The sequence below is a fragment of the Nocardia paucivorans NBRC 100373 genome (assembly GCF_000308675.1).
GTDB lineage: Bacteria > Actinomycetota > Actinomycetes > Mycobacteriales > Mycobacteriaceae > Nocardia > Nocardia paucivorans.
Genome location: NZ_BAGE01000040.1, coordinates 32,563 through 45,620, shown reverse-complemented (window position 1 = coordinate 45,620; position 13,058 = coordinate 32,563). Strand labels below are relative to the sequence as shown.

At 65.7% G+C, this 13,058-nt stretch carries 11 protein-coding genes; 7 read left to right on the top strand and 4 right to left on the bottom strand.

Annotation, left to right across the window (positions count from 1 at the left end; genetic code table 11):
• Nucleotides 1-99: 99 nt before the first annotated feature.
• From ON32_RS11285 to ON32_RS28820, 4 genes are all read right to left on the bottom strand, one after another.
• Complete coding sequence (locus ON32_RS11285; RefSeq protein ID WP_040790814.1) at nucleotides 100-717, bottom strand: DUF8020 domain-containing protein; 618 nt, start codon at nucleotides 715-717, stop codon at nucleotides 100-102.
• Nucleotides 718-1,430: 713 nt separating this feature from the next.
• A complete protein-coding gene (locus ON32_RS11280; protein ID WP_051133139.1) occupies nucleotides 1,431-2,156 on the bottom strand; it encodes a class I SAM-dependent methyltransferase in 726 nt (241 codons plus the stop codon).
• A 649-nt stretch (nucleotides 2,157-2,805) separates the two neighbouring features.
• Nucleotides 2,806-4,047 (bottom strand): NADH:flavin oxidoreductase, encoded by a 1,242-nt coding sequence (locus tag ON32_RS11275; protein WP_040790813.1) that lies wholly within the window; start codon nucleotides 4,045-4,047, stop codon nucleotides 2,806-2,808.
• Nucleotides 4,048-4,061: 14 nt separating this feature from the next.
• Entirely contained in the window at nucleotides 4,062-4,220 is a 159-nt protein-coding gene (locus tag ON32_RS28820) for a hypothetical protein (RefSeq protein ID WP_157224164.1), read from the bottom strand.
• 1,162 nt (nucleotides 4,221-5,382) lie between these two features.
• On the opposite strand from ON32_RS28820, the gene ON32_RS11270 reads away from it, so the two are divergent.
• The 7 genes from ON32_RS11270 (at nucleotide 5,383) to ON32_RS11240 (ending at nucleotide 13,053) form a co-directional block, all read left to right on the top strand.
• A complete protein-coding gene (locus ON32_RS11270) occupies nucleotides 5,383-6,141 on the top strand; it encodes an SDR family NAD(P)-dependent oxidoreductase (RefSeq protein ID WP_040790812.1) in 759 nt (252 codons plus the stop codon).
• A 297-nt stretch (nucleotides 6,142-6,438) separates the two neighbouring features.
• A complete protein-coding gene (locus tag ON32_RS11265) occupies nucleotides 6,439-7,386 on the top strand; it encodes an SMP-30/gluconolactonase/LRE family protein (protein ID WP_040790811.1) in 948 nt (315 codons plus the stop codon).
• Between the two features lie 34 nt (nucleotides 7,387-7,420).
• Complete coding sequence (locus ON32_RS11260) at nucleotides 7,421-8,326, top strand: SDR family NAD(P)-dependent oxidoreductase (RefSeq protein ID WP_174361621.1); 906 nt, start codon at nucleotides 7,421-7,423, stop codon at nucleotides 8,324-8,326.
• Nucleotides 8,327-8,357: 31 nt separating this feature from the next.
• Entirely contained in the window at nucleotides 8,358-9,596 is a 1,239-nt protein-coding gene (locus tag ON32_RS11255) for a cytochrome P450 (RefSeq protein WP_040790810.1), read from the top strand.
• Between the two features lie 9 nt (nucleotides 9,597-9,605).
• Nucleotides 9,606-9,926 (top strand): 2Fe-2S iron-sulfur cluster-binding protein, encoded by a 321-nt coding sequence (locus tag ON32_RS11250; protein ID WP_040790809.1) that lies wholly within the window; start codon nucleotides 9,606-9,608, stop codon nucleotides 9,924-9,926.
• A gap of 3 nt (nucleotides 9,927-9,929) precedes the next feature.
• Nucleotides 9,930-11,210, top strand: coding sequence for an NAD(P)/FAD-dependent oxidoreductase (locus ON32_RS11245; protein WP_083874328.1), 1,281 nt, complete (start codon nucleotides 9,930-9,932; stop codon nucleotides 11,208-11,210).
• A 373-nt stretch (nucleotides 11,211-11,583) separates the two neighbouring features.
• On the top strand, nucleotides 11,584-13,053 hold the full coding sequence (locus ON32_RS11240; RefSeq protein ID WP_051133127.1) for an FAD-dependent oxidoreductase: 1,470 nt from the start codon (nucleotides 11,584-11,586) through the stop codon (nucleotides 13,051-13,053).
• The last annotated feature ends 5 nt before the right edge of the window (nucleotides 13,054-13,058 follow it).

The window sequence follows — 13,058 nt, the reverse complement described above, 5'->3', positions numbered from 1 at the left end:
CGCCGAAAATTGGGCGGATACCGGAGCAACAGCGGTTGAGGATGCGATCGGTCGTGGCGCCGGTCCGAAGAGGTGTCACCGATTATCCACCGCCCGTGATCACGGTTGACCGGTGGCGAACGCCTGTACAGCGTCGAGGAACTCTGGACCGCCCTGGAGGTACCCGCCGACAATTCCGCCGATCACCATACCCGCGGGAATGGTGATCCAGAATATCAAGGAGGGAACCGCCCCGAGGATGCCGCCCACAATGGCGCCACCGACGACGCCGGGCAGATTCTTGTTGATTTGCTCCTGCAAGCGGTCGTAGGAACTGGTGTCCTGCAGTTGCGCAATATCTTCTGCTGTCGGGGTCGGTGTCGACGTCAGGGTGCGGCCGTCGGCACCGATGTGCTGCGCAATCGCGATCGAACGACTCGCGACGGTGTACCGTTGCGGCACTTCGGCCACCTTCGCTCCACCGTAGGACTCGAGCACCACCGCACCGTTGCGCGCGATCTCGAACTTGCCGTTCTCGACGGTGGTGACAACAGTCCTGTCGACCGGCGAAACGGTGATCTGATAGTTGATTCCATGCTCCACACCGGAAGTTGTGTACCCCATGGCCACCGTAGTCGGCTGCTCGGTTACGGCCGGCTTTGCATGGGCGGTCGCCGCCGGGATACCCACGGCCGCGACGGCCGTGAAAACGGCAGCAGTGATTTTCTCGAACTTCATTATTCGAATCCCTCCACTCGGCTGCCCCTGATGGGCGGACCGAGTCAGACCTTAGGCGTCGAATTCAATGGGGTGTGGTAGCCACACACAGTGCGAAGTCACTGCACCTCTGTTTCCCGTGTGACCGGCCGGAGGGCATGCCGATAATCCGACGAAGTTCGGCATATCCCCGGGGAGGTATCCATTGGTGGCGCCTCTTCGGCTCGGGCGGCACGACTTGTAGCAGGTGACGCCGTGACCGTGTGGGGTCCGGTAGGAGCGGTTGGGTGAATTTCGGTTCGTCGTCCGCTCGAGGCGGAACGAACCGGCGCGGTTCGGCGGCGCTCTCGAACCGGCTTCGCGGCTCGGCCGCCGCAGGGCGCCATGGCGCGGGTCTCGATACGGCCCTGCGCGTCGGCCGTGCGCCGGATCGCCGCGCCACCCGCCCCGGCCGCTGCTGCGGCAACCGGCTACCCGGGTGTGACACTTCCCGACCGGTCGTCGGTGGTATCAAGGCAACTCCGGTCCCGCTGCGCCCATTGGGCGAGCGGGCTCGGACTGCCGAGAGCGATGTGTGCTGTCGCCGGCGGTTGGGGCCGGCCGTTCGGGCTCGGTGGCGAGTTCGGCAAGCCGGCGTTTGCGGAATTCTCGCGGTGTTTCGCCATAGCGGGCCGTGGATGCCCGCGACAACCAGGAAAGTGTGAAACCGCCGCACGCGGCCACTTCCCCGATTGTCAGGGTTTGTCCCTGTTGTTCGAGCATGCTGCGGGCGGTGCCGGTGCTCGGTCCCGGCCGTGGACCTCTTTGGTGGCCGTTCCCACGATCAGCGGGCGAACGATCGGTGGCATGCCTCGCCACGAGGTCTCCTGTACGTCGCCCAACTCCAGTCCGCACGCCCGGATCAGGCCGAGAGTATCCCGGTTGCAGTGGCAACCTTCCGCGAACCGGCGCCAGGGACCGGCGAGATGGTCCTGCCAACGGGACAGTCGCGGCGAGCGGGATCGCACATGTTCCAGGAACAACAGCCGGCCACCGGGCTGCAGTACCCGCTCGACCTCCCGCAAGACCGGGCCGGGGTCGTCCACGGTGCACAACACCAGGGTCGAAACGACGGTGTCCACAGTGGCGTCCGCGAACGGCAGTCGTTCCGCGGGCGCATCGAGGACACGCGCTCGACTTCCTTCGCGCCGCAGCCGCCGAGCCAGCCGGGTGCGCATCGCGGCTTCCGGTTCGGTCAAGGTCAACTCGTCGAGCTCCCCCGGGTAGTGCCGCAGGTTGAGGCCGGTGCCGCTGCCGAGTTCGACTGTCCGCCCCCTGGCGCGGCCGACCAGTTCCTGCCGCCGAGTGGCCATACCCAACCGTTCACCCAGCCAGAGCAGAGGGTCGTAGAGGGCTGCGAATACCCGTGCCCACGGGCTCGAGCCCTTTTCCGCTGCCGTCGGTGCGGCACCACTGCTCACGGTTTCGACCGTACGCCGGTGTTCGTCGCTGTGCACGCGAGGTGCCGGGCGAGTTCCCCCACCAGTGCCTGGACGGTGCTGATTCCTGCGCTCCCGTATCGACCACCATGTCGAGAACCGGTCGTCCTTCGGGGTCCTGTAGTCGTCCGATGGACACGACCAGGGCGCGATCGCGGCGGTCGTCGTTCGCATCTCGCCGATCGGAGTATCCCCGGGGCGCACCGGCCGCAGGAACCTGATGTCTCGATGACCGCAATCGACGAAAACCTCTGTCGGTGTGGAACTCGAGCACATCACACGAACGGTTTCGGTCGAGACCAACCCACCATTTCCGTGTGGCCCGGGCTGGGCGCCGGTCGAGGTTCGGCGAATGGCCGCATCGGTCCACTGGCCGATAGGAGATGAACCTGGGACTGCCCTCGACCGTCCCGGTGCCATACCGGCGACGTGCCGCCGGGAAATTCCGTCGGTCGGCCGTAGCGATGGACCGGCTGTGGTCTCCGGCCCGTTGTACTCGGAGGTCATACCGCAAAAATCCCCATGCCGGCAGCCGTCATCCGTACAGCGTCGTCCGGTGCGGGATGTCGGGTGGGTAGCAGCTTTCCGGTGGATGATGCCGAGTCCATCGCCGCGGAGTCGGTGGGTGTGGTTACCCGACCGGATCGGCCGACCGAGACGATACGGGGCTCTTCGGACCGGAGGCACGCGCCAGTGGGCAGCGGGTGCCGGTGAAGATGCTCGCCGCACAGAGGTTGCAGTGGATGCACAGCGATTCCGTCGACGCCTCCGCCCGGATGCGGTTGATCAGGTCGGGTTCCCGCAGCAGTGCGCGCGCCATCGCGACGAACTCGAACCCGTCGCCCATCGCGGCATTCATACCGGCGAGGTCGGTGATTCCGCCGAGCAGCACCAGTGGGAGGTTCACCGCGTCACGGAACTGGCGAGCATAGTCGCGGAAGTAGAGCGGTTCGTAGGGATAGTGCGAGAACACCAGGCGGCCGAACAGCTTCATGCCCAACTTGACGATGCCGTTTTGGGTTTCGGCCATTTCCCGAATCGGGACGTCGCCGCGGAACAGATACATCGGGTTGAGCAGCGAGGAGCCGCCGGTCAGCACGAGTGCGTCGACATGGCCGTCGCGTTCGAGCATCTGCGCGAAGAGCAGCGATTCGTCGAGCCACAATCCACCGGGCACACCATCGGCCATGTTCATCTTCGCCAGCACCGCGATCCGCCCGTCGGCGGCCTCGCCCACGGCTTGCAGAATGCGCCGGGCGAACTCCGCGCGGCGCTCCAGAGATCCGCCCCACGAGTCCTTGCGGTGGTTGATCTTCGGGCTCAAGAACGAGCTGGCCAGATAGTTGTGCCCCAGATGCACCTCGACCGCGTCGAAACCCACCTCGATCGCGTGCCGCGTCGCCCGAGCGTGGTCGTCGATGATTCGCCGGATATCGGCCTCGGAAGCCGCGCGATCCCAACTCATCGACAGTGGATTGGGCCTGGTCGACGGGGACAGCGACGGCAGGCCGTTCGAGCGCGAGTTGGCGACCGGGCCGGCGTGCCCGATCTGTGCCGAGACAGCGGCACCGGTGTCGTGTACCGCTTCGGTGAGCCGGCGCAGTCCCGGGAGCACTTCGGGCCGCCAGTAGATCTGGTCGCGTTCGGTACGCCCCTCGGGTGATACCGCCAGATAAGCGACGGTCGTCATACCGGCACCGCCGGCGCCGACCGCGACGTGGAAGTCGATCAGTGCGTCGGTGACCAGCGCGTCGGTGGTCACTCCTTCGAATGTCGCGGATTTGATCACGCGGTTGCGCAACCGAATCGGGCCGAGGTCGGCCGGTGCCAGCGGGTCCGGGCGAGTGGTCGGTGAAATGTGGGAGGCGGTCATGGTGGAGCTCCTTGTCAGGCCGACGGGTGGGAGAACATCGGGTTTGCGCAGGTGGGCGACGGGGTGTGGATATCCATCCAGCGCGACATCTCGTCGACCATGTTGTCGTGGTCGCCATGCGCGCCGGTCTCGGCCGCTTCGACGAGAGCGGCGAAGGTTGCCGCGCACACCATTCGAGTTCGGCCGTGCCGGGTGCGCCCGATTCCGTCGCCTGTCCGATCGCGGAGGACGCGAGTTCGGTGAATTCGGCGGAATCCTCGACGTCCTCCCCTTCGGAGAACTCTTCGTTTCCGGCGTAGGTGAGGATGTCGATGTTGTTCGTCCCCATTCGGGCGCCGCCTTCCGGGACCACGCATCAGGTTGTCCGGCGTCACCACGATCACACCGTCGACGTCGTCGATCAGGTGCCGATGGACGGGGAATGAGGTTCTCGCCGCTCCGGGGAATTGGGCGGTGGTCGGTTCCGCCCGTGCTCGGATGGCGTCGTGTTTTCTCAGCACGCCGACCATCTGCTCGTGGTACTCGGCGTCGAGTGTGAACAGATCGACGAATCACGCCGGCCACCTTTGCCGACGGCGGCCCGCGCGGCCGTTGTCTGCCCCGTTCGGAATGCCGCTTCGAGGTCCTCTCCAGGCCATGTGTTACTCATACGCGGACGTTAGCGAGGTGCAGGAACGAGAAGCTCCGGCTTTGCCCGCTCAGTGGAATCTCCGCCCAGGGAGGCTGTCGGTGCGGGCCTGCTCGCGCCGGGCCGTGATCTCGGGAACGAGAGGTCGACAGACGCACCTGGTCTCGGCCGATCACTATTGGGATCGGCTCGGTGCGTTGGTCGAAACCCGTACTCGTGAATTCGCGGAGGCCATGTAAGACCGAGCTCGAACGATCCTGGAGCCCGGGTGTGGTGGTGCCTTTTCGCCGCGGTATGTGAGCACCGGAGCGCCTCCCGTTCATCGGGATTGGCGGGACGGATCCTAACTGCCGCGCCTCTACGATCCGATCGTGACTTTTCGTCCGATTCCGCACGCCATGGGCGGCCGAAATCGGATCGGCCTCTGCCACATGGGTCGTCGTCATCGAGACAACGTTCGTATCGCTCGTATCGCTATTGCTGCCGGCGTGGACTGCCCCTCGTGGATCGGCGACCGAGGGCCGAGCCGGCGGCGACGGCCGCGACCGGCCAGAGGCTCCCACTCGGCGGGAACGTGAGGTTCGCAGCGACGTCCAGGCCCTACCCTTCCGCCTACCGATGTCCGTGTCCGCCCATTCGGGAAGGGATGTGCGTACGGGCAGGACGCCACCCTGTGGATCCGGTGGCGAAATCGAGAAAGGGAACTCGTGTTCGAGCTGGATGGACATATCGCCCTGGTCACCGGGGCGGGCCAGAGTGTGGGCGAAGGAATCGCGACAGTGCTCGCCCGTCAAGGGGCGACAGTGGTGGTGAACGATCTGTACGCCGAGCGTGCGGAGCGGGTCGCCGCAGGAATCGTGGCGGACGGGAACAAAGCCGTCGCCCGGGCGTTCGACGTGACGGACTACCAGGCAACCGTCGATGCCGTGCGGTCGGTCGAAACCGAACTCGGCAGTCATATCGATATCCTGGTGAACAACGCGGGGATCGCCGAGGATCGGGTCATCAAACCCTTCCGGGAACTGACTCCCGACCAGTGGCCGCCTTCCATCGACCTGAATATCTACGGCGCGATGAACTGCATCAAAGCGGTCATCGACGGTATGTGCGACAACGGTTGGGGCCGGGTCGTGCAGATATCGTCGGGGGCGGCGCGCACCGGGCAGAACATCAACTACTCGATGTACGCGACCGGGAAGAGCGGTATCGAGGGATTCATTCGTCATCTGGCCGCCGAAACCGGTCGGTACGGTGTCACCGCCAATATCGTCGCGCTGGGTTTGCAGGCCAACCTGGCACACAAGATGTCACCGGAACGGATCGAGCAATTGGTCGCGGGTATCCCGATCGGGCGGCTCGGTGATCCGCTCGAGGTCGGCGCGTTCTGCGCGTATCTGGCCTCGAACGAGGCCGGCGGAATGACCGGGCAGACATTGGACTTCAACGGCGGCTCGCAGACCAGATGAGTGTGCGCACCGGCGGCGAGGCACCTTCTGTGAGGGTGTCCCGGTGGTGTGATCGGTTGGTCCGACTGGGCGCCGCGGAAACCGGAAACCGTCCTGTGGGCGGTGCGTGGTCTCCGATCGAGGTGACCGTTCCCGCTGAATGGGAGGACGGCGTCGATGCCTCGGATGGGGCCTTATCGTCCTGACAGACCCAGTCCTTGTGATCCAGTTCACGCGAGGCTCCTGCGCTCGCGCAGTCCGGTATTCCGCCGTATGTGGAACCGGCGAGAGTTCGAAGTTCCCTGGAAGGCCCCTACCATGACCAACCCCGTCGAGACCGTCGCAGCCGCCGTCACCGCCGCCGGCGCCACAACTTTCGAGGCCCGCAAAATCTCGAGTGGATACTCCTGGCCGGAGTGTCCGCGATGGCACGACGGCACGTTCTGGTTCTCCGATATGTACACCGGCACACTGAAAACGCTGGATGCCGACGGCAATGCGACGGTGGTGGTGGACGCGACCGCGCGCGCCGCCACCACCGATGCGCCGATCGTGCTGGGTGGATTCGGCCGGCTCCCGGACGGCCGGTTGATCGTGGTATCGATGCACGAGAAGCTCGTGCTGGTGCACGGTGGTGGCGCGCCGGACGATCTGAGCGTGTACGCCGATATCTCGCAGTACTGCCCGGCAGCAGCCAACGACATGGTGGTCGATGCCGATGGCCGGGCCTACATCACCCAGCTCGGCTTCGACATCTTCAAGGGCGACGAGCCGGTGGCCTCGCCGCTGATCGTGGTGGATCCGGACGGTGCGGTCTCGACGCCGGAGAAGGTGGACCCGCTGATGTGCGCGAACGGTATCGCCATCAGCGATGACGGCACCAAGGTCTACACGGCAGAAGTAATGGCTTCCAAGATCACCGTGATGGATCGCGCCGCGGACGGCACGCTGTCGAACGCGCGTGAGTTCGCCACCTGCCCATTCATGCCCGACGGGATCGGTCTCGACGCGGACGGTGGTGTGTGGGCCGCCATGCCCGGCGGCGGCTACGTCGCGCGTTTCACCGACCAGGGGCTCACCCAGGCGGTATCGCTGCCGCTGGAGTACGGTATCGCCTCCGCCTGCCTGCTCGGCGGCCCGGACCGCAAAACCCTTTACATGACAGTCGGATTCGAGGTTTTCGATTTCGCGAAATCGGCTCGGGAAGCGCAGGGGACCATCTGGGTGGCCGATGTCGAACACTCCGGTGGCGCCACCCGCCCCTGACCTGTCCGCACCATACCGAAGCTCTGAGGAAATCATGGCAACACTGGACTTCTCCGACCGCGTCGTCATCGTCACCGGCGCCGGCCGCGGTATCGGCCGCGCTCACGCCCTGCTGCTCGCCTCGCGCGGCGCCTCGGTCGTGGTCGGCGACCTCGGCTCCCGTATCGACGGCTCCGGGCTCGATGGCGACGACCCGGCCGCCGACGTCGTCGCGGAGATCACCGCAGCCGGCGGAAAGGCCGTCGCCTGCACCGGCGACGTGTCCACCGAAGAAGGCGCTCGTGCGTTGGTCGATACGGCGGTCTCCACCTTCGGCGGGCTCACCTCGGTCGTCAACAATGCCGGGATCGTGCGGGCGGCTCCGTTCGCCGAGGTTCCGGACGAGGAGTATCAGCGACATCTCGACGTCCACTACTTCGGGTCCCTGCGGGTCATCCGTGCCGCCTGGCCGCATCTATTGGCGGCGGAGTCGCCGCGGATCGTGAACACCATCTCCCAGGCGATGCTCGGGAATCCCGGGATGGCGCACTACGGGGGTTCCAAAGGTGCGCTGTTCGGGCTCACCCGCAACCTGGCGCTCGAGGGCCTGGAGGCCGGTGTCAAGGTCAATGCGATCGCGCCCGGTGCCGGTACCCGGATGGCCGAGGCCGCCGCGGACACACTGTCGCCGGAGGTCATGGAGTACATGCGCACGGCGTTGCTGCCCGAGCATGTGGCGCCGGTGGTCGCCTACCTGCTGCATCCGTCCTGCGAGGTCACCGGAGAGGTGTTCAACGTGGCGGGGGGAATTGTGAACCGCTTGGCCCTGGTGAACACCGTGGGTATCCACGATCCCGAGCTCACCGTGGAAACCGTGGCAGACCGGTTCGACACGATCATGGCGATTACGCCGGAGGCGATTCCGCAGCTGGTCGCGCCCACACGGTTACCGGCCTCCTGACCCACCCCCGAAGCCCCATTGGAGTGAGCCGATGAGTACAACCGAGACGGCCGGTAACGCCGTGAGCACCGAATATCCCTTCCCGCCGGTGCCGCCGGACGAAGCGGTGGACCGCTACCACGCCATCGCCGCCGACCGGCCGATGACCAAGATGGCGATGCCGTTCGGCGGCGAGGTTTGGGTGATCCACCGCAACGCCGCCGCCCGGGAAATGTTGAGCGACGGCCGGTTCGTCCGCGAACCGTTCCGGACCGGCGAGCGGGTGGTGCCGTACTTCGTCGAGTTCCCGGACTTCCTCAAGACCACCCTGCAATTCGAGGATCCGCCGCATCACACCAAGCTGCGGAAGTTGGTGCAGCGCTCGATTTCCCCTAAGCGGGTCAAGGCGATGCGCGATTCCGCGGTGGAATTCGCCAACCACCTCATCGACGAAATGATCGCCAAGGGCGCTCCGGCCAACCTTGTGCACGACTACGCGGTGGCACTGCCGATCCAGATGCTGGCCAATCTGCTCGGTGTGCCGCCGGAGGACCGGCCGAAGTTCCAGAAGTGGAGTTCCTCGACGCTCGCGGTGGCGAATATGCCCGAGGAAGAGGTCGTGGCGAATATGACCGAACTCGTCGTCTACATGATGGGCCTGATCGAGGAACGACGCAGAGCACCGCGCGAAGACCTGCTCAGCAGTCTGGCCAATGCCCGTGACAAGGACGACAGCCTCACCGACGGTGAGATCCTGCCGATTGCATTGGTGCTGATCATCGGCGGATTCGACAATACCGCGAACTTCATCTGCGCGGGCGTGCACGCACTGCTGAAGAACCCCGATCAGCTCGAGCTCTTCCTCGCCGATCCCGACGGTGTGGCCCCGACCGCGGTGGAGGAAATCCTGCGGCACGGACGGATGGCCGTCGGATCCACCGTCGCCGGCGGTGGTGGACTGGTGCCGTTCGTAGCGACCGAGGACGTGGAGCTGGACGGGCACACCATCGCGAAAGGCGAGGCCGTACTGGTCGATCCGGCCGCGGTCAACCACGACGGTGTGGTGGTGGAGAACGACGGGGTGTTCGATATCCGCCGGGAGAACAACCCGCATCTCACCCTGAGCTACGGGCTGCATCACTGTCTCGGGGCTCCGCTGGCCCGGATGGAGATGCAGGTCGGACTCGCCGAACTGTTCAAACGCCTGCCGAATCTGCGGCTCGAGGGTGAGGCCGTGATCGATATGGACAACCTGACGCAGGCGGTCACCGACCTGCCCGTGTCCTGGTAGGAGCGCCGGATGCCGAAAGTTTTCTATACCCAGCCCGATGGGACGGTGAAGGTGATCGACGGTGCCGTGGGTGATTCCGTGATGTCCACGGCCGTGCGCAACGGTGTGAAAGGCATTGTCGGTCAATGCGGCGGAACGCTGTCGTGCGCGACCTGCCATGTGTATGTCGACCGGGCCGAGCTGGGTAATTTTCCCGATCCCGGTGAGGACGAGGACGACATGCTCGACTGCACCGCCTCCGACCGTGCGGACAATTCCCGCTTGTCCTGTCAGTTGACCTTGGCCGAGGGGGTCGATCTGCACGTAACCGTTCCGGACGAGCAGGTCTGACCGGTGCTCGACTCGGAAACCGCGCCGGGCACCGGGACACCACCGCGCCGCATCGTAGTGGTGGGTGCCTCGCATGCCGCCGTTCATCTCGCGGATCGTCTGCGTGATACGGGCTACGACGGTGCGATCACCCTCGTCTCCCACGAGCCGCGGCTTCCGTATCAACGGCCGCCGTTGTCCAAGGCGTGGTTGAAAGGGAAGGCGACCACCGAATCGCTGCTGCTCCGCGAACCGGCGCACTATGCGGACCAGGAGATCGAACTACTCACCGGTGTACGGGTCGAACGGGTGGCCCGGACATCGGCGGGTGTCCGGATCGATTTCGCCGGCGGGGGCGGTTTACACCCGAGGGAATTCGACCGGTTGGTCTTGGCCACCGGAGCGCGAGCCCGGACTCTGTCTCTGCCCGGATCCGATCATCCCGATGTGGTGCGATTGCGGGATCTCGACCATGCCTCCGTATTGGCCGATCGGGTCGGTAAAGGCCCGATCGCGGTGATCGGTGGTGGCTTCGTCGGCCTCGAGGTGGCCGCCACCGCGCGGACATTGGGTGCGGAAGTGACCGTGATCGAGTCCGGGGCGCGGCTTTTGGGGCGCGTGGTGGGTGAGATCACCGCGACGGAGCTGCTTGCGGCGCATCGGGCGATGCAGACCGAAATCGTTCTGGATGCGCAGCCGACGGAGATCACGGCCACCGATGACGGTGTTCACGGTGTCCGGTTGACCGACGGCCGGGAGATCCGGGCCGCGACGGTCCTGGTTGCGATCGGGGCCGAGCCCCGCATCGAACTGGCTGCCCAACTCGGCCTGCGCTGTGCGGGTGGTGTGGTGGTCGACGACCGGTGTGCGACCTCCGACGGTTGGACGCTGGCCATCGGTGACTGCACCACCCGCGTCTCATCCACCGGTCGCCACTACCGGCTGGAATCGGTGGACAACGCCACCACACAGGCCGAGGTCGCGGCGGCGGTACTGGTGGGGAGTACCGCACCGCCCTCGACCGCGCCGTGGTTCTGGTCCGATCAGGGTGATCAGAAACTTCAGATCGTCGGCCTCAGCGATGATCACACGTCGGTGGTGGTCCGCAGCGATCCCGACAAGCCGCGACGCAAGGTTGCCCTGTACTTCGGCGACGAGGGCCTGGTCGCTGCGGAATGCCTGAATGCGCCGGCGGATTTCGTGGCGTTGCGAGCCGCATTGAGCCGTGGCCACCGGCCTGGGCCGGAAGTGTTGTCCGACAGCAATATTCCACTCGGGAAACTGCTGACACGGGTCCGTGGTTGACCCGGCTGCGTGTCGACGGCCTCCCCGCGCCCGGAGTTTCGATATCGGCGTTGTCGGCGCGTGGGGTACCGGCGCGCCACGTAGGCGAAGCTCTGGGGACCGGTCGGCGCGGTTCCCGCCGCCGGCACCTTCGTGAACCCGGCCGGACAGGAGAGACCGTCTCGACCACGCGCACAGGTCGATACCTGGGAGACACGATCTTCTCGGTGAGCGGGATTTCCCGGAACCGGATCGGTGACGACCGCCGACACTGGATCCACCGGGACGGCAGACACACGACCGAACAGACCTGTCGGCTCCACTCTCTGCCGGTCGGTGCGGCACGACCGACTGCTCCCTCGAATCGGTCCGACCTCATGGAACAGGAGAACCAATGCCGGATGTGGGTGTTCATCCCGAGCGGCTCGCCGAGAGCACCGAATGGGACTATGAAGCCGATGTCGTCATAGTCGGTTACGGGGTCGCGGGTGCGAGTGCGGCGATCGAGGCCGCTCGGGCGGGTGCCGATGTGCTCGTGCTCGAGCGCACCGGGGGCTGGGGCGGCGCGGCCGCGCTTTCCGGTGGATTCATCTATCTCGGCGGCGGCACCGCGCTCCAGAAAGCCCTCGGCTTCGAGGACACGCCCGAGAACATGGAACGCTTCTTGATGGCAGCGCTCGGTCCGGGCGCCGACGAGGCCAAAATCCACGATTACTGCCAGGGCAGTGTGGAGCATTTCGACTGGCTCGTGGCGCAAGGTGTTCCGTTCAAAGAGGAATTCTGGGGTGAACCGGGTTGGGAACCGCCGGCCGATCAAGGCCTGATGTTCTCCGGTGGTGAGAACGCCGCGCCGTACAACATCCTCGCGACTCCGGTGCCGCGTGGTCATCTCCCGCAGATGGTCGACAAACACACAAGCGAGAAGGGTGGCGGGTTCATGTTGATGAAACCCCTCACCGATACCGCGGAGGCGCTGGGCGTCCGCGCCGAATACGATGTGCGGCTGCAACGCTTGATCGTCGACGACTTCGGCCGTGTCGCGGGTGTGGTGGCCAAACGTTACGGCACATACGTGTATGTCCGCGCGCTCCGCGGCGTGGTGCTGGCAACCGGTAGTTTCGCCTTCAACCGGCAGATGGTGGCGGCATATACCCCGTTGCTGATCGATCGGCCCGCGGCCGCCATCGAGGAACACGACGGAATCGGCATCCTGGTGGCCCAGGCTCTGGGCGCCCAACTGGCGCATATGGATGCCATCGAGGTCGCGATCTTCGCCGATCCGCAGATGATCGCGCGCGGAATCCTCGTCAACGGGCGCGGCCAGCGCTACATCCCCGAGGATTCGTACCCCGGTCATATCGGGCAGTCGACGCTGATCCGCCAGAACAACGAAGCCTTCCTCATTCTCGACGAATCCGCTCTCGAGGAGGCGAACAAGAGCGTCTCCAGCAGCGCGGCGATGCGTGGTGAGCCACCCACCTGGGTCGCGGAATCGGTGGCGGAATTGGAGTCGGATATCGGATTTCCCGCCGGGGTCCTGCAGGCCACCGTCGAGGTCTACAACCGGCACGCGAAGGATGGCGCAGATCCCGTGCTGGGCAAGAAAACCGAGTGGGTGAAACCGATCGGCACACCACTGGCAGCCTACGATCTACGCAATCGCACGGGTGGGTTCACGCTCGGCGGCCTGCGCACCGACCTCGACTCCCGGGTGATACATGTCTCCGGCGAACCGATTCCCGGTCTCTTCGCCGCGGGACGCTGTACCTCCGGAATCAGCGCCGGCGGCTATGTCAGTGGCGCATCCCTGGGCGACGGTAGCTTCTACGGCCGCCGCGCCGGGCGGGCCGCCGCCGGATCCTGACGCCC

Bases quoted from the DNA above. Each gene is read 5' to 3' on its own strand.
- ON32_RS28820 (WP_157224164.1), bottom strand. From the start codon at position 4,220: ATGGTGTGCGCGGCAACCTTCGCCGCTCTCGTCGAAGCGGCCGAGACC.
- ON32_RS11285 (WP_040790814.1), bottom strand. From the start codon at position 717: ATGAAGTTCGAGAAAATCACTGCTGCCGTTTTCACGGCCGTCGCGGCC.
- ON32_RS11255 (WP_040790810.1), top strand. From the start codon at position 8,358: ATGAGTACAACCGAGACGGCCGGTAACGCCGTGAGCACCGAATATCCC.
- ON32_RS11240 (WP_051133127.1), top strand. From the start codon at position 11,584: ATGCCGGATGTGGGTGTTCATCCCGAGCGGCTCGCCGAGAGCACCGAA.
- ON32_RS11260 (WP_174361621.1), top strand. From the start codon at position 7,421: ATGGCAACACTGGACTTCTCCGACCGCGTCGTCATCGTCACCGGCGCC.
- ON32_RS11250 (WP_040790809.1), top strand. From the start codon at position 9,606: ATGCCGAAAGTTTTCTATACCCAGCCCGATGGGACGGTGAAGGTGATC.
- ON32_RS11265 (WP_040790811.1), top strand. From the start codon at position 6,439: ATGACCAACCCCGTCGAGACCGTCGCAGCCGCCGTCACCGCCGCCGGC.
- ON32_RS11275 (WP_040790813.1), bottom strand. From the start codon at position 4,047: ATGACCGCCTCCCACATTTCACCGACCACTCGCCCGGACCCGCTGGCA.